Annotated in this window: 17 protein-coding genes; 13 read left to right on the top strand and 4 right to left on the bottom strand. The window is 68.9% G+C overall.

The features are described 5' to 3' along the window. Window positions 1–197: 197 nt before the first annotated feature. Genes VH914_17180 through VH914_17190 form a run of 3 tightly spaced genes read right to left on the bottom strand, consistent with a single transcriptional unit; the run spans window position 198 to window position 2,517 of the window. On the bottom strand, window positions 198–1,010 hold the full coding sequence (locus VH914_17180; protein HEX4492941.1) for an ABC transporter permease: 813 nt from the start codon (window positions 1,008–1,010) through the stop codon (window positions 198–200). Beyond that, entirely contained in the window at window positions 1,007–1,942 is a 936-nt protein-coding gene (locus tag VH914_17185) for an ABC transporter permease (protein HEX4492942.1), read from the bottom strand. Before VH914_17185 ends, VH914_17180 begins: the two co-directional genes overlap by 4 nt. A 20-nt stretch (window positions 1,943–1,962) precedes the next feature. Continuing rightward, complete coding sequence (locus tag VH914_17190; protein ID HEX4492943.1) at window positions 1,963–2,517, bottom strand: hypothetical protein; 555 nt, start codon at window positions 2,515–2,517, stop codon at window positions 1,963–1,965. A 55-nt stretch (window positions 2,518–2,572) separates the two neighbouring features. On the opposite strand from VH914_17190, the gene dtd reads away from it, so the two are divergent. The 6 genes from dtd (at window position 2,573) to VH914_17220 (ending at window position 8,908) form a co-directional block, all read left to right on the top strand. Then, window positions 2,573–3,025, top strand: coding sequence for a D-aminoacyl-tRNA deacylase (dtd, locus tag VH914_17195; protein HEX4492944.1), 453 nt, complete (start codon window positions 2,573–2,575; stop codon window positions 3,023–3,025). A 47-nt stretch (window positions 3,026–3,072) separates the two neighbouring features. Beyond that, the gene (locus VH914_17200; GenBank protein ID HEX4492945.1) at window positions 3,073–4,005 is read left to right on the top strand and encodes an MBL fold metallo-hydrolase; all 933 of its coding nucleotides are present in this window, start codon (window positions 3,073–3,075) and stop codon (window positions 4,003–4,005) included. Next, on the top strand, window positions 4,002–4,847 hold the full coding sequence (locus tag VH914_17205; GenBank protein HEX4492946.1) for an MBL fold metallo-hydrolase: 846 nt from the start codon (window positions 4,002–4,004) through the stop codon (window positions 4,845–4,847). The genes VH914_17200 and VH914_17205 overlap by 4 nt, the downstream gene beginning before the upstream one ends. An 11-nt stretch (window positions 4,848–4,858) precedes the next feature. Next, window positions 4,859–5,911, top strand: coding sequence for a DegT/DnrJ/EryC1/StrS family aminotransferase (locus tag VH914_17210; protein ID HEX4492947.1), 1,053 nt, complete (start codon window positions 4,859–4,861; stop codon window positions 5,909–5,911). A 10-nt stretch (window positions 5,912–5,921) separates the two neighbouring features. Next, the gene (locus VH914_17215) at window positions 5,922–6,938 is read left to right on the top strand and encodes a Gfo/Idh/MocA family oxidoreductase (protein HEX4492948.1); all 1,017 of its coding nucleotides are present in this window, start codon (window positions 5,922–5,924) and stop codon (window positions 6,936–6,938) included. 110 nt (window positions 6,939–7,048) lie between these two features. Further along, window positions 7,049–8,908 (top strand): DUF1565 domain-containing protein, encoded by a 1,860-nt coding sequence (locus VH914_17220; protein ID HEX4492949.1) that lies wholly within the window; start codon window positions 7,049–7,051, stop codon window positions 8,906–8,908. Here the strand turns inward: VH914_17220 and VH914_17225 are convergent. Next, entirely contained in the window at window positions 8,900–10,294 is a 1,395-nt protein-coding gene (locus VH914_17225) for an SDR family NAD(P)-dependent oxidoreductase (protein ID HEX4492950.1), read from the bottom strand. The two genes, VH914_17220 and VH914_17225, sit on opposite strands and share 9 nt — an antisense overlap. Window positions 10,295–10,322: 28 nt before the next feature. On the opposite strand from VH914_17225, the gene VH914_17230 reads away from it, so the two are divergent. The 7 genes from VH914_17230 to VH914_17260 all read left to right on the top strand — a co-directional run bounded on the left by VH914_17230 (window position 10,323) and on the right by VH914_17260 (window position 17,238). Next, window positions 10,323–11,183 (top strand): polysaccharide deacetylase family protein, encoded by an 861-nt coding sequence (locus VH914_17230; protein ID HEX4492951.1) that lies wholly within the window; start codon window positions 10,323–10,325, stop codon window positions 11,181–11,183. 163 nt (window positions 11,184–11,346) lie between these two features. Next, on the top strand, window positions 11,347–13,023 hold the full coding sequence (locus VH914_17235; protein ID HEX4492952.1) for an HAD-IIIC family phosphatase: 1,677 nt from the start codon (window positions 11,347–11,349) through the stop codon (window positions 13,021–13,023). Beyond that, window positions 13,020–13,268, top strand: coding sequence for an acyl carrier protein (locus tag VH914_17240; protein ID HEX4492953.1), 249 nt, complete (start codon window positions 13,020–13,022; stop codon window positions 13,266–13,268). The genes VH914_17235 and VH914_17240 overlap by 4 nt, the downstream gene beginning before the upstream one ends. Window positions 13,269–13,417: 149 nt before the next feature. After that, the gene (locus VH914_17245; protein HEX4492954.1) at window positions 13,418–14,152 is read left to right on the top strand and encodes a hypothetical protein; all 735 of its coding nucleotides are present in this window, start codon (window positions 13,418–13,420) and stop codon (window positions 14,150–14,152) included. Further along, complete coding sequence (locus VH914_17250; GenBank protein ID HEX4492955.1) at window positions 14,149–15,315, top strand: hypothetical protein; 1,167 nt, start codon at window positions 14,149–14,151, stop codon at window positions 15,313–15,315. The genes VH914_17245 and VH914_17250 overlap by 4 nt, the downstream gene beginning before the upstream one ends. Beyond that, entirely contained in the window at window positions 15,312–16,373 is a 1,062-nt protein-coding gene (locus tag VH914_17255; GenBank protein ID HEX4492956.1) for a Gfo/Idh/MocA family oxidoreductase, read from the top strand. Before VH914_17250 ends, VH914_17255 begins: the two co-directional genes overlap by 4 nt. Window positions 16,374–16,476: 103 nt before the next feature. After that, window positions 16,477–17,238 (top strand): LamG domain-containing protein, encoded by a 762-nt coding sequence (locus VH914_17260; protein HEX4492957.1) that lies wholly within the window; start codon window positions 16,477–16,479, stop codon window positions 17,236–17,238. Window positions 17,239–17,258: the final 20 nt, after the last annotated feature.

A 17,258-nucleotide genomic window follows, 5' to 3' on the forward strand; every position in this document is an offset into this window, starting at 1 on the left:
CTGCGAACGGGCTATCGCCTGGCTCGGTCCCGAAACATGTGGCGACGCTTCCCGACCGCTTGCGGCACTTCGTCATCCCTCCTCGACGAGGAGAACGGATCTATCCACGGGCCGTGAAAATCAAGATGAGCAACTACGCCCGCAAGCTCCCCACGAAGTCCTCGTCGAGAAGCCACTCTAAGTGAGCGGCATTGGAACTAGCGACGATCGGCGAGGCCGTCGCGCGCCAGGTTCGCGGCGATGACGACCCACATCAGCGCGAGGCCGGGCGCCAGCGCGTAGTGCGCGAAGCCCGGCTTCCACAGGAACGCCGTGCCCTGCTCGAGCATCGCGCCCCAGCTGTAGTCGAGCTGCGGGCCGAGGCCGAGGAACGACAGCGACGCCTCGGCGAGGATCGCGCCGCCGAGCCCGAACGCCGCCTGGATGAGCACCGGCCCGACGACGTTCGGCGCGAGGTGCTTGCGGATGACGTGCCCGCTCGACGCGCCGAGCGCGAGCGACGCGGTCACGAAGTCGCGCTCGCGCAGCGACAGCACCTCGCCGCGCACGAGCCGCGCGTAGCCGACCCAGCCGTTCGCGCACAGCGCCGCGATCGTCATCCCGAGGCTGGGGCGCGCGACCGTCGCGACGATCGCGATGTTCATCAGCACGCCCGGGAACGCCATCATGACGTCGACGATCCGCATCGCGACCTCGTCGACCGCGCCGCCGAACCAGCCGGCGACGAGCCCGACCGCCGTGCCGACGATCGCGGTCACCGCGACGACCGCGACGCCGACCTCGAGCGCGCCGCGCGCGCCGTAGAGCAGCTGGCTGAGGGCGTCGATGCCCTTGCTGTCGGTGCCCAGCCAGTGCGCGGTCGACGGCGCGAGGAAGCGCGCGCCGAGCACGATGTGCTGCGGGTCGTCGGGCGCGAGCCACGGCCCGACGACGCCGACCGCGACGAACGCCGCGAGCATCGCGAGGCCGACGCGCGCGCTGCGCGTGAGCTTGACCGACCCGAGCGTCATGCGCGGCGGATCCTCGGGTCGACGACGCCGTACGCGAGATCGACGACCAGGTTCACGACGACGTACATCGCCGCGATCACGAGCACGGTGCCCTGCACGACCGGGTAGTCGCGCTCGGCGATCGCGTCGAGCAGCGTCAGCCCGAGCCCCGGCCGCGCGAACACCTTCTCGGTGATGACCGCGCCGCCGAGCAGCGAGCCGAACTGCAGGCCCGCGACCGTGACGATCGGCAGCAGCGCGTTGCGCAGCGCGTGCACGAGCGCGACCCGGCGCTCGCCGGCGCCCTTCGCGCGCGCCGTGCGCACGTAGTCCTCGCCGAGCGCGGCGACCAGCGACGCGCGCGTCATGCGGGCGAGCAGCGCCATCAGGTGCACGCCGAGCGCGACCGCCGGCAGCACGATCGCCGCCGGCCCGGTCTCGGTCGGGCCCGGCAGCCAGCCGAGCTCGACGAAGAACACCAGCAGCAGGATCGGCGCGAGCAGCATCATCGGCGCGGCGACGCCGAGCAGCGAGCCGATCGACAGCGCGGCGTCGATCCACGACCCGCGGCGCAGCGCGGCGAGGATGCCGAGCGGCAGCGCGAGCACGATCGCCACCGCCATCGCGGCGAACGCGAGCGCGACCGTGTGCGGCAGCGCGTCGGCGAGGCGCGCGGCGACGGTCGGCCGGTGCTCGGGGTTCGGGCACTGGTGGCCGAGCGAGCCGTCGGCGACGTGCTCGAGGAACAGCCCGAACTGCGCCGGCAGCGAGCGGTCGAGGCCCATGCACGCCTCGAGCTTCGCGCGCTGCTCGGGCGTCGCCTCGCCGCCCGCGAGGTGGTCGACCGGATCGCCCGGGACCAGGTGCAGGAACGCGAACACGAGCAGCGACGCGCCGACCACCGCGAGCGCGCCGGAGCCGAGCCGGCGCAGCACGAACCTCGCGATCGACACGTGGCGAGACTACGCGATAGCTACGAGCCGGGCGCGGCGCCGCAGAACTTCGGCGTGCTGTCGTCGACCGTGTCGCCCGGCGCCAGGATCGGCTGGCCGCCGTGCTCCTTCATCAGGTTCAGGTCGCGGCACTCGTAGCCGTCGCGGCAGTCCCCGCCGCTGGTGCACGTACGCATGCAGTAGCGAACCTCGCTCGCGATCGGCGCGCAGTGGCCGTCGAGCGTGCACGCCTCGTCGGGGTTGCAGTCGTTCGTGCCGCCCGGCTGGTCCTCTGTGGCCGCGTTGCAGGTCTCGTTGTCGAACTCGCCCATGAAGAACGCGACGCACTCGGCCTCGCTCGGGCAGGTGTCGTAGTCGCAGCCCATGATCGTGCAGTAGCCGTCGGTCGCGGACAGGTCGCAGACGCGCGCGCCGTTGGGATCGCAATCGGTCGACAGCACGCAGGAGTCACCGATCTCCTTGCCACAGCCGGCCGCGAGCCCGAGCAGGCAAACGGACAGGCACATCGCAAGCCCGACGGAGGTCGGGCGCGCGCCATCGCCGGAGGCGATGCGCAGATCGATCGGCAGGCGCATGGGCGGGCGCATCCTAGCGGCGAGTGTGACCTCGGACAAGCTAGAGTGGTTGCCCATGCGTGCGGTCGTTCAGCGAGTGTCCCGTGCGAGCGTGACCGTCGGCACGCGGGTCGTCGGCGCGATCGAGCGCGGCCTGCTCGTCCTGCTCGGCGCCGGTGCCGGCGACGGGGCATCCGACCTCGCGTACGTCGTCGACAAGGTCGCGAACCTGCGGATCTTCCCCGACGACGCCGGCAAGATGAACCGGTCGGTCCTCGACGTCGGGGGCGGCGTGCTCGTGGTCTCGCAGTTCACGCTCTACGGCGACGCGCGCCAGGGTCGCCGCCCGGCGTTCACCAGCGCCCTCGAGCCGGTCGCCGCGCGCGCCCTCTACGAGCAATCCCTCGACGCGCTGCGCGCTGCCGGCGTGACGCGCGTCGCGGCCGGCGAGTTCGGCGCGGACATGCAGGTCGACCTGCTCAACGACGGGCCGGTTACGATCCTTCTCGAGTCGCGAAAGGCGTTCTGAGCGATGGCAAGCCGCGCCCGCTTGCAGTTAGGTTCGCCTCTGGCTCGATGAAGGTCAGGTTCTGGGGAGTCCGCGGCTCGATTCCGGTTCCCGGAAAAGCCACGAACCGGTACGGGGGGAACACGTCGTGTGTCGAGGTCCGGCCGCGTGGCGACGCGCCGATCATCATCGACGCCGGCACCGGCATCCGGAAGCTCGGCAAGTCGCTGATGGAGGGCTCGTTCGGCGACGGCCACGGCCGCGCCGCGATCCTGATCAGCCACACCCACTGGGATCACGTGCAGGGGCTGCCGTTCTTCTCGCCGTTCTATCGCGCGGGCAACCAGGTGAACATCTTCGCGCGCCAGCGCGACATGCACCTCGAGGCCGTGTTCAGCCAGCAGCACAACACGCCGTACTTCCCGGTGCCGCTGCAGGCGATGCAGGCCGACACGCACTTCCACGAGATCGTCGAGGGCAACACGTTCGCGATCGGGACCGCGAGGGTGTCGTGCACGCGGCTCAACCACCCGTGGGTCGCGATCGCGTACCGCGTCGAGGCCGACAACGCCGCGGTCGTGTACTGCTCGGACACCGCGCCGTTCACCGACATGCTGCTCGGGCGCGAGTTCGTCGAGCAGCCCGACATGCGCACGCTGCCGCCGCCGGTCGCCGCGGAGCTGCGCGCGATGCGGCAGGGCGTGGTGGCGCTCGCGCGCGGCGCCGATCTGCTGATCTACGACACGCAGTTCACGCCCGAGGAGTACCAGGTGCGTCCGCACTGGGGACACTCGCGGCCGGCCGACGCGATCGAGATCGCGCGCGAGGCCGGCGTCAAGCAGCTGTGCCTGTACCACCACGCGCCGATGCGCAGCGACGACGCGAACGACGCGATCCTGGTCGCGACGCGCGCGATGATCGAGAAGCGCGGCGACCCGTTCGGCGTCGTCAGCGCGTACGAGGGCCTCGAGCTCACCGTCGGCGAGGAGGATCCCGCGTGAAGATCCGCTTCTGGGGCGTGCGCGGGTCGATCCCGGCGCCCGGGCCCGAGACGAACCGCTACGGCGGCAACACCGCGTGCGTGTCGATCGCGACCGCGAGCGGCGGGCTCGTCATCATCGACATGGGCACCGGCCTGATGCACCTCGGCAACGCGCTGATGGCGCAGGGCTTCGCGAAGGGCCAGGGGCGCGCGTCGATCCTGCTGTCGCACACGCACTGGGACCACATCCAGGGCCTCGGGTTCTTCCCGCCGGTGTTCGTCGCGGGCAACGAGATCACGCTATGGGGCCCCGGCGGCTCGGACCACGTGCTCGAGGAGATCCTCGAGGGTCAGATGGATCCGAACTTCTCGCCGCTGCAGACGCTGAAGAACTTCTCGGCGAAGTTCGAGGTCCACGCGGCGCCGCTCGATCGCACGTTCGAGGCCGAGGGCCTGACGATCACCGCGCGCGAGCATCCGCACGGCAACACGACGGCGCTGGCGTTCCGCATCGAGGAGCGCGGGCGCGTGTTCGTGTACGCCAGCGACGTCGGCTACCTCGACGCCGGCGTGGCGCCGCCCGAGGCGATCGCGCACTACCGCGGCGCGCACGTGCTGCTGCACGACACGACGTACAAGCCCGAGGACCAGGCGACCCGCCGCAACCGCGGCTTCTCGTCGTGGGACGAGGCCTGCGACGCCGCGCGGGCGGCCCAGGTCGAGCGCCTGGTGACGTTCCACTACGACCAGGACTACAGCGACGACGACGTCGACGCCATCATCGAGGCCTGCCGCGCGCGCCTCGCCGGCAGCGGCGTCCAGGTCGTGCCCGCGCGCGAGGGCGACGAGCTGGAGATCTGAGGGGACGCGACGTGCGCGTCCCTCTGTTCGACATGGCCGCAGAGCTCGCGCCGATCCGCGGCGAGCTCGACGCGGCGATCGCGCGCGTCCTCGACTCCGGCATATTCATCGGCGGCGACGAAGTCGCGGGCTTCGAGCGCGAGCTGGCGGCGGCAACCCACGCCGCGCACGCCATCGGCGTCAGCTCCGGCACCGACGCGCTCCTCGCGGTCTTGATGGCGCTCGGCGTCGGTCCCGGCGACGAAGTGGTCACGACGCCGTTCACGTTCTTCGCGACGATCGGCGCCGTCCTGCGGGTCGGCGCGCGCGTCGTGTTCGCGGACATCGATGACGCGATGACCCTGGATCCCGAGGCTGCGCTGTCGGCGTGCTCGCCGCGCACGCGCGCGATCCTGCCGGTGCACCTGTTCGGCCGCACGGCCCGTATCCCCAGTGCGCCGTGTGCGATCGTCGAGGATGCAGCGCAGGCAATCGGCGCCCCGCTCGGACCGATCGCCACCCTGTCGTTCTTCCCGACGAAGAATCTCGGCGCTCTCGGCGACGCCGGCGCGGTCATCGTCGATGACGACACCCTCGCCGACCGAGTCAAGCTCGTGCGAGGTCACGGCGCGCGGCCGAAGTATCACCACCTCGCGCTCGGTGGGAACTTCCGGCTCGACGCGCTCCAGGCCGCCGTGCTCCGGGCCAAGCTCGCGCACCTCGGCGACTGGACCGCTGCGCGCCGCCGCCACGCGGCCGCGTATCGCGCCGCCGCCGCCGCCACCCGCCTACCCGACGAGCTTCACCTTCCGGGCGACCACGCATCGCACGTTTATCACCAGTTCGTGATCCGCGCGCCGCGCCGCGACGCGCTCGCAGCGCACCTGGCCTCGTCCGGAATCGGAACCGAGATCTACTACCCGGAGCCGCTTCACCTCCAGCCGTGCGTATCCGGCTATCGGCGCGGTGCGTTCCCAGCCGCCGAGCGCGCCGCTCGCGAGGTCCTCGCTTTGCCGATCCATCCGATGCTTGCCCATGACACGCCCGCGCGTGTCATCGATGCCATCGCGGCCTTTTACCGATAGGATTCGCGCGATGGATGTACCTCGGATCGCCGTCGTCGGCGCGGGCACGTGGGGCTTGAACCACGCGCGCGTCGTCCGCGACGATCCGCGATGTGAGCTTCACGCGATCGTCGACACCGATCCCGATGCACGTGCACGCGCGACGAGTCTCGTGCCATCGACGATCGTCGTCTCGGATCCGGATCGCGTGTTCTCCGACCCGGCGATCGACGCCTGCATCGTCGCCACGCCTGCAGCCACGCACGTGGAGCTCGCACGCGCTGCGCTCGCAGCCGGCAAACATGTCCTCGTGGAGAAGCCCGTCGCGCTCGCGCTCGCGGACGCGAGGCGCCTCGCCGCAACGTCGGCGGCCGCGCCCCAGCTCGTCGCGATGGCCGGCCACCAGATGGTGTTCCATCCCGCGTTCGCGGCGCTGCGCATGCTCGCACGCGAGCGTGCTCTCGGTGACCTGTTGTACATCCACGCGATCCGCGCCGGCCAAGGGAGGATCCGCCTCGATGAAGGTGTGATGTGGACCCTCGGACCGCACGAGCTGTCGATGTTGAACGCCCTTGTCGATGCGCCGATTCGAAGCGTGTCGGCACGTGGGCGTTGCCTGCACGCGCCGGGGATCGACGACATCGCATTCGTGACGCTCCACTACGCGACCGGGCAGCTAGCGCACCTCCACCTGTCCCGCATGCACGCGCGCAAGGAGCGCACGTTCACGGTTGCGGGCTCGCTCAGGGTGGCTCGGTTCGATGATCTCGCTCCCGCCAAGCTGCAGCTCTACGCCCAACGCGAGGACGAACTGTCGCGGCCGGCTCCGTTCGAGCATCACGCGGTGTCACCTCCCGGCGATGCCATCGCGCTCCCAGCCACCGAACCGCTGCGCGCGCAGCTCGATCACTTCCTCGATTGCATCGCCACCGGAGCCCGCCCCGTGACCGATGTCGCGGATGCCGTTCGGATCGTGGCGATCTTGGACGCTGCGCAACGCTCCCTGGCGCTGGACGGCGCGCCGATCGCAGTTACAACAGACTCATGAAGCGCGCGTACGCCGTGGCCGGCTTGCTGTGCGCGCTCGGGGCGCCGGTGCCGATGCTGACGGCGACGGCAACAGCGAGCGCGTTGCCAAGCTTCGATTCGCACACTCCGATGCGACCGCTGCCCGTCGCGTCGACGCGCCCAGCTGCGAGTGGCACCGTGCACTACGTCGACGCGAAGGCTGGTGACGACAAGGCGAACGGCAACCAGCAGCATCCGTGGAAGTCGGTCGCCCACGCGATCGCCGCGGTCAAGGCCGGTGAGACGATCTACCTGCGAGCGGGGACGTACTGCGAGAGCGCCACGATCACGGCGAGTGGTACCGCGACCGCACCGATCACGATTCGATCCGCGCCCGGTGAGGTCGCTACGATCGATGCGGGCTTGTGCGAGTTCGAGACCGCGCCGCAATCGGCCTGGGAGCCGGTGACCGGCGGCGCGACCGGCGAGTACCAATCCACGGCCACCTACTCGACCGGCATCACGAACGACGTCGAGCGTGGCATCTGGATCCTCGGCAACTTCGCCGACTCGATGGTGCCGCTGCACGGCTATCGTTACGTGGCGGACCTGCGCTCCGACAATCCGTACTGGACCGTGAAGAACTCCGAGGCTGGCGCCGGCGTCTACCTCGGTCCGGGCCTGTGGTTCGACTGGTCGTCGCACCGCATTCACGTCCGGCTCGCGCACACGACGCTCGCGAGCCAACCCAACTACACCGGTGAGACCGACCCGAGAAAGCTGCCGCTTGTCGTCGGGATCGACCGCAGCGCACTCGTGATCGATCACGCGAAGCACGTACGCATCCAGGACATCGTGTTCCGCGGCTCCGCGACCGACACCGTGCAGATCGCCGCCTCGGACGCGATCGACCTCGACGGCGTCACGATCTACGGCGGCGCGCCAGCGCTGCGTGTCAAGTCGACGCATGGCTTCCGGCTCGTGCGCTCTGCGCTCCGCGGCGTCGCCGCACCGTGGTCGTCTCGCGCGAGCATGAAGTACCGCGGTGGCGCGCAGTACCTGTTCGTCGCCGGCAACAAAGCCCCGCAGAGCGAGGACTGGGAGATCGCGTACGACGAGCTGACCGACAGCCACGATGGGATCATCGTCGACAGCATCAAGAAGCTGCGGCTGCATCACGACCGCATCGACAACTTCAACGACGACGGCATCTACCTCGCACTGCCCCCGCGAGATTCAGTTCCCGAGGACGTGCAGATCTACGAGAACTACATCTCGCGCGTGTACACGGTGATCGCTCACGCGCAGCACAAGACGACGAGCAACACCGTCGGCCCCGGCGTCTACGTCTTTCGCAACGTGTTCGATCTGCGCGAGCCGACCTACAACTGGATCGCCAAGGACGCGGACCTCGACGCGAGCGGCAACAAGGCCGGCATGCTCGCCAGCCGCATGTGCGGCGACCACGGCAGCCCCACGTGGGAGCCGCTGTTCGTCTATCACAACACGATCGTCACGGCCGAAAACGCGTTCCGCAACTACTACGGCGCGATGCTCGTGATGGGGACGAAGGGCACGAAGCGTCGCTTGTTCGACAACATCTTCTTGCAGGTCAGCGGCAAGCCCGGCCTCTCGTTCGCCAACGCGACCGACGACCTTCAGGTCGACGGGAACCTACTGTGGAGCCTGACCGCCAACGCGGGCATCGATTATTTCAAGCAGTTTCGCAAGTCCAAGGTGTTCGAGGCGAGCAAGCAGGTCTACGCGCCTGGCTTCGGCGCGCACGACGTCTACGGCGACCCGAAGCTCGCGAGCGTGATCGCTGGAGTGCCGCTCGACGCACGCCTCGGCGGCGGCAGCCCAGCGATCGACGCCGGCCAGCCGGTGCCGAAGGATTGGCCCGATGTGCTCGCGACCTCGGACACCGGCGCGCCCGACATCGGCGCGCTACCGAACGGCACCGCGATGTTTGCGGTTGGGCCCGCCGCGGCGCCATCCGCATCACCCTGACGCGAGCCGACGCAGCTCGTCGACAGCAATAGCGATCGGAGACGGCAGAGGGACGCGGATCAGCGCGGCCGACTGATCCGTGGCGAACTTCGGGAGCCGCGGCACGTGCACCGTGACCGGGAACCGCGCCGGCAGCTCCGCGCATGCGGCTTCGACGGCGAGCTTCGCGGCGCGAAGATCCGCTGGGCCGCCCGGCCCGTCGAGGACCGCCGTCGATGGTACCCACACGACGAGCGGTATCGCCGCGGCGCCGAGCGCGATGGTCTCGGCCACCACGTCATCGAGGCTCGTCGCGAGCACACGCATCGCGAGCTCGCGCTCCGACCTCGGAGCCGGGTTCGCGACGTAATAGAGATGCGTCGGCGGTGCGCTCGCTCCCCATCGCTGCGCGAGCACGCCCGGAGCGAGCACATCGAACTCGAACGAGCGCACTGGATGTCCCGTTGCAGCGAGCTCGCCAGCGACCCTCGCCGCGTCGCGTTCGCCAACGCGGTACGTGAAGGCGACGTCGGCGCCGCCGAGGGCGAGCGCCTTGACCAGCGCCTCGCCGAGCCCGCGGGATCCGCCAATGACGAGCGCACGCTGAGAGGCGTACTCGGAAGGTGCGACGAGTCGCACCACCTCATCGAGAGGCACGACCGCGGGTGGCGGTCGGTAGAAGGTGTCGAGCGTGCCGCTCCAAACCGCGCCGCGCACGGACAGCGCGATCGACGAGTAGCGCGCGATCGCCTTCGCCACCTCGTAGCGCAATACCGCGTCGCCGCCCGCGTGCGGTAGCTGAGAGGTCAGCGCGAGACCCGCGTACAGGGAATGGAGTCCGGGAGCGATCATGCCGACGAGGCGCGTCGTCGCGAGGAGCTCGGCCACTGCGAGATTGCCTAGACGCGCCACACACGCCGGGAACGTACGAGACGCACGCTCGACATCGAGCATCAGCACGAGAGCGCCGCTAGCGCTGGCGGCGTCGTCGAACGACCGGTCGAGCGCGTCGGCCGAGCCGGGCGGCTGCAGGATGCGGTTGGCGCGCACGTGCGACGCGTCACGCATCTGGAACGCCAGATCGAGCACGACGCGCCCGTCGTCACGGACCTCGATGGTGTCGGTGTCGAACCGCGCCACGAGCTCGCGATCGAGGTACGCCGGGTTGCGGAACGCGGCACGGACGCGATCCACCACGACCTCGCCACTCGCGCCTGCAAGAGCTCCCTCGAGCGCCCACATCACGAGATGCACGCCGTGCACGACCGGTGCGCCGAGCAGAGTCCGCCGCGCCGCCACCGGGTCGACGTGCAGCAGGTTCCAGTCGCCCGACAGCTCGGCGAACTCGCGCTGGTCGGCGAGCGTGAATGCTCGCGCGATCGCTGGGATCGGCCGGACGGATGTCACGGTGAGACGGCCATGCTACCTGTTGGCCGTGGCTGCCGGCTCCCTTTGCATCTCGATCGACCTCGAGCTGGCGTGGGGAACGTGGGACAAGCCATCCGCGGACGTCCATGTACGGTGTGCGGAGCGCGAGCGCGACATCGTCGGTCGACTCGTCGCGATGTTCGAGAGCCACGACGTATCAGCGACGTGGGCAATCGTCGGCCGCTTGCTCGATCGGGACGCGGAGCGCAGCGGCGAGATCTGGTACGCGCCCGATCTCGTCGACAAGATCCGCGGTGCGCGCGTCGAGCAGGACATCGGCTCGCACGGCTACGCGCACATCTACTTCGGCAGCGCCAGTCGTGACGACCTGCGCGCCGACCTCGAGGCCGCGCGCGACATCCACGGGCGGCACGGCCTACCGTTTACGTCGTTCGTGTTTCCGCGCAACCAGGTCGCCCATCTCGATCTGCTGCGCGCGGTCGGAATCCGCGTGTTCCGCAGCGTCGACCTCGGCTGGCACATCGCCGTGCGCCGGAGGCTTGGTGCGGTCGCCGGTCGCGTCGCGAACCTGGCCGACAAGATGCTGCCAGTCCCGCCGGCGGTCGTCGAGCCGATCGAGCACGACGGGCTTGTCGAGCTACCGAGCTCGATGCTGCTGCTCGCACGCAACGGACTGCGGCGCGCGGTACATCCGGCGGCGATCGTCGCGAAGGCGGAGCTTGGCTTGTCGCGAGCGTGCCGAGGCGGCACCTTCCACCTCTGGTTTCATCCGTCGAACTTCTATTACGATACCGACCGCCAGCTCGAGACGCTCGAGAAAATCATTCGGCGTGCCGCGCATCTACGCGACCGCGGGCAGCTCTCCATCCGACCGATGAACACGTTCGCGTCCACGAGCATCCAGTAGCAGCCGTTCGATGAGCGATCCTGCGTCTGTCCCTGCGTCCGGTCCTGGCTCCGTTGCCGACATCCTGTCCTCGGTCGACTCCAAACCGGCATCGTATTTACTCGCGGCGCGGCGACTCGCGGCGCTACCCGCGCATGCCCGTGACGGTCTCGCCCCGGTCCGCGTGTTCGTGCTCGCGAGCTTCACGTTCGATTTGCTCGTGCCGTACCTCTTGGTCGAGTGCGCGCGACGAGGACTCGATGCCGCCGTCGAGACCGGGCCGTTCAATCAGCTCGAGCAACTGGTGCTCGATCGCGAAAGCGCGCTTTGGACGGCCGCCCCCGACGTCGTAATCGTCGCGCCGCGTCTCGAGGATCTCGCGCCGGAGCTCGATGCACAGTTCCTGTCGACGGCGACCGACGCGGCGATCGACGGTTACGTGTCACGGATTGTCGGCCTCGTCCGCGCGCTCCGCACCGACTCGGCCGCGCGTGTCGTGTTGTGGAACCAGGCACCGCCGCAACGGCTCGTCGCCGGACTCGCGGACGTCGCGCTCGAGCACGGCCAGCAATACGCGGTCGCGGAGCTCGATCGCCGCCTTGCGCGCGCATGTACCTCGATCCCCGGCGTCATCATGCTCGACGTGGCGCGGCTCGCGAGCGAGCTCGGGACGCGCCAGTGGTACGACGCGAAGCTGCAGGCTCTCGCGCGCGTGCCGCTGACAGCTGCCGCGCAGATCGCCGTCGCAGCCCGAACCGCACGAACCCTGCGTGCCATGCGGCGCGCGCCGGCGAAGTGCCTGGTTCTCGACCTCGACAACACGCTCTGGGGTGGCGTGCTCGGCGAGGACGGCCTGGCCGGGATCGCGCTCGGTGAGGACTATCCCGGTAGCGTCTACAAGACGTTCCAGCGCGTGCTTCGCGGCTATCGCGACCGTGGCGTGCTGCTCGCGATCGCGAGCAAGAACAACGCGACAGACGTCGACGAGCTGTTCGCGAGCCATCGCGACATGGTGCTGACGCGCGATGACTTCGCGGCGATGCAGATCCACTGGAACGACAAGGCCAGCAGCCTCCGCACGATCGCCGCGGAGCTCGAGATCGGCATCGACAGCCTGGTGTTCTTCGACGATAGCCCGGTGGAGCGAGCGTGGGTCCGTGACCAGCTGCCCGAGGTGACCGTCGTCGACGTGCCGGGCGATCCGGTCGGCTACGTAGCCGCGCTGGACGATTGCGGCGCGTTCGATCACCTCGTCGTCACCGCCGAGGACCGGCAGCGCGCGGAGCAGTATATCCAGCAGCGCGAACGCGTCGCACTCGAGCACAGCACGGGTTCCGTCGAGGAATTCCTGCACGCGCTGCAGATGACGGCGACGATCGGTCGGCTCGACACCGCGACCCTCCCACGCGCCGCCCAGCTGCTCGCGAAGACGAACCAGTTCAACGTGACGACGCGCCGCCACGACGAGGCGGCGCTACAGGCGATGCTCGCACGAGATGGGGCCATCGCCCTGTGGATGCGGGTCGCGGATCGATACGGTGACAATGGTCTCGTCGCGCTCGCGATCGCGTTGCCGTCGCCGGCCAGTGACGCCTACGTGCTCGACAGCTTCCTCATGAGCTGTCGGGTGCTCGGGCGTAGCGTCGAGAACGCACTCTTGTGGTCGGTCGCTCGCCGCGCGCGTTCCCACGCGACGGCGCTCCTCGGTGAGTGGATCCCGACGAAGAAGAACAAACCTGCGGCGGGCTTCTTCGCGAGCACGGGGTTCGTGCCCGACGGGGAGCGTCCGAATTGCTGGCGGCTGGACCTCACCCAACTTGCCCCGCCGGCACTCGCGTTCGAGTTGTTCGAGGAGTCATGACCGCCGCAACCGATCTGAAGACGCGCATCCGCAACGTTGTCGCCGTGGCGCTCGATATTCCACCGAGCACGATCGACGACACGACCAGCTCGACGACCGTCGAGGAATGGGACTCGATGAACCACATCCAGCTGATCGTGGCGCTCGAAGGCGAGTTCGGCGTGTCGTTCGAGCCCGAGCGCGCGGTCGAGCTCGTCAGCGTCGCGGAGATCGAACGCGCCCTGATCGCGCTCGGCGTGACGTAGTGGCCGCGATGGCAGGCACGATCCGACGCGCGCAGGCCTCGGACCTCGATGCCGTGTCTGCGTATCTGGCGCGCGCACTGGGGGGTAGCGGCGACCGCGCGTCACCAGGTCGCTACCGCCGCTTCTTGAGTTATTCGTGGCTTGCCTCCGTGGACAAGCCTGACCTCGGCATCGTGCTCGACGTCGACGGCGCGGTGTGCGGGTTCATCGGCGCGATTTATTCGCGGCGTGATATCCGCGGGGCAACGGTCCGGTGCTGCAACCTGACCAGCATCGCGGTCGACGACAAGCATCGCGGTCACACGCTCAAGATGTTCGCGGCACTGTTCGCCGACAAAGACGTCTCGTTCACGTGCTTCTCGGCATCCGAAGAGGTCGCGAAGATCCTCGACTTCTTCAAGTTCAAGCACCGCGCTAGCGAGCGTATCGTCGCGACTCCGCTGTCGGGGCTTACGGGAGCGTGGTCGGCGCACCGGGTCGAGGTGGTCACGTCGCCGCGCGCGCTCGACGCGGCGCTGACCACCGACGAGCTGACCATCGCACGCGACCATCGCGCGTACCGGTGCGGACAGCTCCTGCTCGTCTCCGGGCAACGACGCTGCTTCGTCGTCACCATCCGTCGCGGCCGCGGCGCGCGCGCGTTCGCAGACGTATTGCACGCGAGCGATCCCGAGCTGTTGATGACGCACCTATCGCGTGTCCACGGGCCGCTGTTCCGCGCACATCGGACGCTGCTGACCGGCATCGATCGCGCGTGGGTCGCGCACCAACCCGCGGCGTCGTTCGTGTATCGCAACCTGCGTCCGGTCTATCTCCGGTCTTCTGCCCTCCAACTCGACGAAGTGGACGCGCTCTACAGCGAGCTCGTCCCGATGTACGGATGACCGTGTCGATCGCGTTCGTGTTCACGAATCCCAAGCATCATCTCGAGATGATGGCCCCGGTGGCCGCGGAGCTGCGGTCGCGCGGCATCGCGTGCGATCTCCTGTCGCTGGCCGAGTTGCGCGGGCTCGAGACACCCGCGGGCGCGCGGCGGGTCATCCCGCTGAACCTGCGCAAGCGCCGCGGCCAGCCAGCGCTGGCGAGCGAACACGCGGTCGGTTGGAGCCGCGGCAGCATCGCCAAGCGCGCGGTGTGGTCGCTGGTGCTTGCACCCGCGATGCGGGTGTTGCTGCGGCACGCACGTGTCGTCGTGGTGCCCAACGACGCGGTGTATCCGTACAGCGAGCTCGTCGCAGCGATGCGTGCGCGGGGCGTCGCGACCGTCCTGATGCAGGAAGGCATCCGGTTCCCGCTCCCGGATGGTTATCGCGGTCCGCAGTACGGTGCGGCGGTCGACGTGGTGTGCGCGTGGGGTGAGGGCAGCCGCGATTACTTCGTCGCGAGCGGGGTCGCGCCGCGCGTGATCGAGGTCACCGGCGCGCCTCGGCTCGACACGCTCGATCCTGGAGCGTGGCGCGACGGGGCCGCGGCGCTGCTCGCGCGCCACAAGCTCGCGACCGCGCCGCTCGCGTTCCTGTCGAACCCGATCGAGATCCAGGGCTACGGGGACAAGCGGATCAAGCTCGATCTGTTCGCGCGCGTGCTCGCCGAGGCGGCGCCGCTGTTACGCGCCCGTGGGATCCCCGTGCTGGTCAAGAACCACGCGCACGAGGATCCGGCCGACTTCCGTCGCGTCGCGGACGCGAGCCCGATCGCGGACCTCGTGACGCTGGCACCCGAGGCCTCGATCTTCGCGGCGATCGCAGCGTCGCGCGCTGCGATCGTCCTGACCTCGACGGTCGGTCTCGAGTCGCTCGTCTTCGATCGCCCGATCGGCGTGCTCGAGATCCCGGGACACGGCTACGCGTTCGAGTACGTCCAGCAGGGCGCGGCAACCCCACTTCGACACGACGCGCTCGCGCGCGACATCGAGCAACTTCTCGCGCCACCCGCCGAGCGACGAACCGCTGGCGAAGCATTCATCCGTCGACATCTCCACGACCGTGGTCGCGCGCGGTACCATGTCGCGGCCGTCCTAGAGCGCGCGCTCGCGAGGCACACATGACGCAGTTCTCGGTTGGCATCGTCGGTTGCGGTCTGATTTCGGCTGCGCATCTCTCGGCATGGCAGCGCACGCCCGGGTTTCGCGTGCGCGGCGTGCTCGACACCAATCTCGAGCAGGCGAAGAAACGCGCAGGTGAGTTCGGTGTCGAAACGGTCTACGATCGCCTCGACCAGCTCGTCGAAGAATGCGACATCGTCGACGTCTGTACGCCCCCGCAGAGCCACGCCGCGATCGCGGAGCAGGCAATCGCGCGCAAGCGCCACCTCGTGATGGAGAAGCCCGTCGTCACGAAGCTAGCCGACTGGGAGCGCATGGCTGCGAAGGTCACCGAAGCGAAGTGCAAGCTCGCGGTCATCCACAACGCGAAGTTTCTGCACAGCATCCAGCTCGCGAAGCGCTGGGTCGATGCCGGACGCATCGGCGAGGTCATCCGTGTCCACCGCGAGTTCCTCACTCACGAGAGCACCGACCGGATGCTCGTCGGCGACAAGCACTGGTCGCACAAGCTCCCCGGGGGCCGCTGGTTCGAGACACTCCCGCACGAGCTGTACCTGACTCATTGGTTCGCGGGTCCGCTCGAGGTCGCGAACGTGACCGCGATCCGTACGCCGACCGCGCCTCCGGGAACGTCAGCCGATGAGATCCTCGTCACGCTCTCAGGTGGTCACACGATCGCCTCGTTCCAGTTTTCGGCCAACTGCCGCGAGAACCGGCGCACGCTCACGCTGCAGGGCACGACCGGACGCATCGTCGTCGACATGCTCAGCGACTTCGCGACGTTGTCGACCCTCCAAGACTCGAAGATCCGACGCGCGGTCGGTCGATCGATTGTCGAGGCGGGTGGCGCGCTGCTCCAGGCGGTCCCGGACCGGGGCCGTTACGGCTTGCAGCGGCTCCGCAAGGAGTCGCCGCACCTACGCATCATCCAGTCACTTGGCCGCAATCTGCAGGGCCAGGGTGACGAGCCCACGCCGTTCGCCGAGGTCGATTACGTGATCCGCAACTGTGATCGCATCGGCCGCGAAATCGATCGTCAGGTCGGCTTCACCCGAGCGTAGGGGCGATTTCGTATATGCTCGCCCGGTGAGGGTTGGGCTCGGAGCTTTCCTTTTGATGGGCTGCTCGTTCAGTCCGTCGAACGCGACTCCAACCGACTCCTCCGTGGACGGTGTGAGCGATGCCTCCCACGTCCTGCCCGACGCAAACGGCGATGCCTCGAACGACGGGAACTCGGGTGGACGCGTGACCAGCGGCCTCGTTGCGCTGTGGACGTTCGACGATGGAGGCGGCAGCGTCGCGAACGAGACCAGCGGCGTTCTCCCCGCCGTACCGCTGTCGATCAGCAAGGGCGCGGTGACCTGGGGCGCGGGTACGATGACCGTGGCTGGACCGACGTTGTTGCTGTCGGACGTTGGCTCGGCGACCCGCCTCAGCCAGGCCGTCCTCGGAGGCCACGGAGTCACGCTGGAGGCGTGGGTCGACCCCGCAGCTTCGAGCGAGGGTAGCCCTACAACACCCGCGACGGTGGCAGGGATCGACTCCAGTGTGAGCTCGCGCGACATCTCGATCTTTCAGGTCGGCGATCAGTGGATGGGACGAGTCCGTACGAACATGACTGACCCGGCATGGCAGAACGGTGGCCCTGACCTGCTGCCGGCACCGAACGTGGTCGTGGCTGGTGTGATGACTCACATCGTGCTCGTGGCGGACGATACGAACCGTGCGCTCTACGTCGACGGACAGCAGATCGCTTCGACGCCTCCGGAGGCACCGTTCAAGTGGGACGGGTCCTACAAGATGGTGCTCGCCAACGACAACAACACCTTGATGCGGGCGTGGACGGGGACGTATGCCCTGGTTGCTGTCTACGACCGCGCGCTCGGCTCTGCCGAGATCGAGGCGAACTTCATCGCCGGCCCTTGACGGTCGAATAAACGTTGAGG

It is taken from the genome of Acidimicrobiia bacterium (assembly GCA_036271555.1).
Lineage (GTDB): Bacteria > Actinomycetota > Acidimicrobiia > IMCC26256 > PALSA-610 > DATBAK01.

Coding starts and splice junctions, on each gene's coding strand:
- VH914_17180 (HEX4492941.1), bottom strand. CDS start 1,010: ATGACGCTCGGGTCGGTCAAGCTCACGCGCAGCGCGCGCGTCGGCCTC.
- VH914_17190 (HEX4492943.1), bottom strand. CDS start 2,517: ATGCGCCTGCCGATCGATCTGCGCATCGCCTCCGGCGATGGCGCGCGC.
- dtd (HEX4492944.1), top strand. CDS start 2,573: ATGCGTGCGGTCGTTCAGCGAGTGTCCCGTGCGAGCGTGACCGTCGGC.
- VH914_17200 (HEX4492945.1), top strand. CDS start 3,073: ATGAAGGTCAGGTTCTGGGGAGTCCGCGGCTCGATTCCGGTTCCCGGA.
- VH914_17215 (HEX4492948.1), top strand. CDS start 5,922: ATGGATGTACCTCGGATCGCCGTCGTCGGCGCGGGCACGTGGGGCTTG.
- VH914_17220 (HEX4492949.1), top strand. CDS start 7,049: ATGCGACCGCTGCCCGTCGCGTCGACGCGCCCAGCTGCGAGTGGCACC.
- VH914_17240 (HEX4492953.1), top strand. CDS start 13,020: ATGACCGCCGCAACCGATCTGAAGACGCGCATCCGCAACGTTGTCGCC.
- VH914_17250 (HEX4492955.1), top strand. CDS start 14,149: ATGACCGTGTCGATCGCGTTCGTGTTCACGAATCCCAAGCATCATCTC.
- VH914_17255 (HEX4492956.1), top strand. CDS start 15,312: ATGACGCAGTTCTCGGTTGGCATCGTCGGTTGCGGTCTGATTTCGGCT.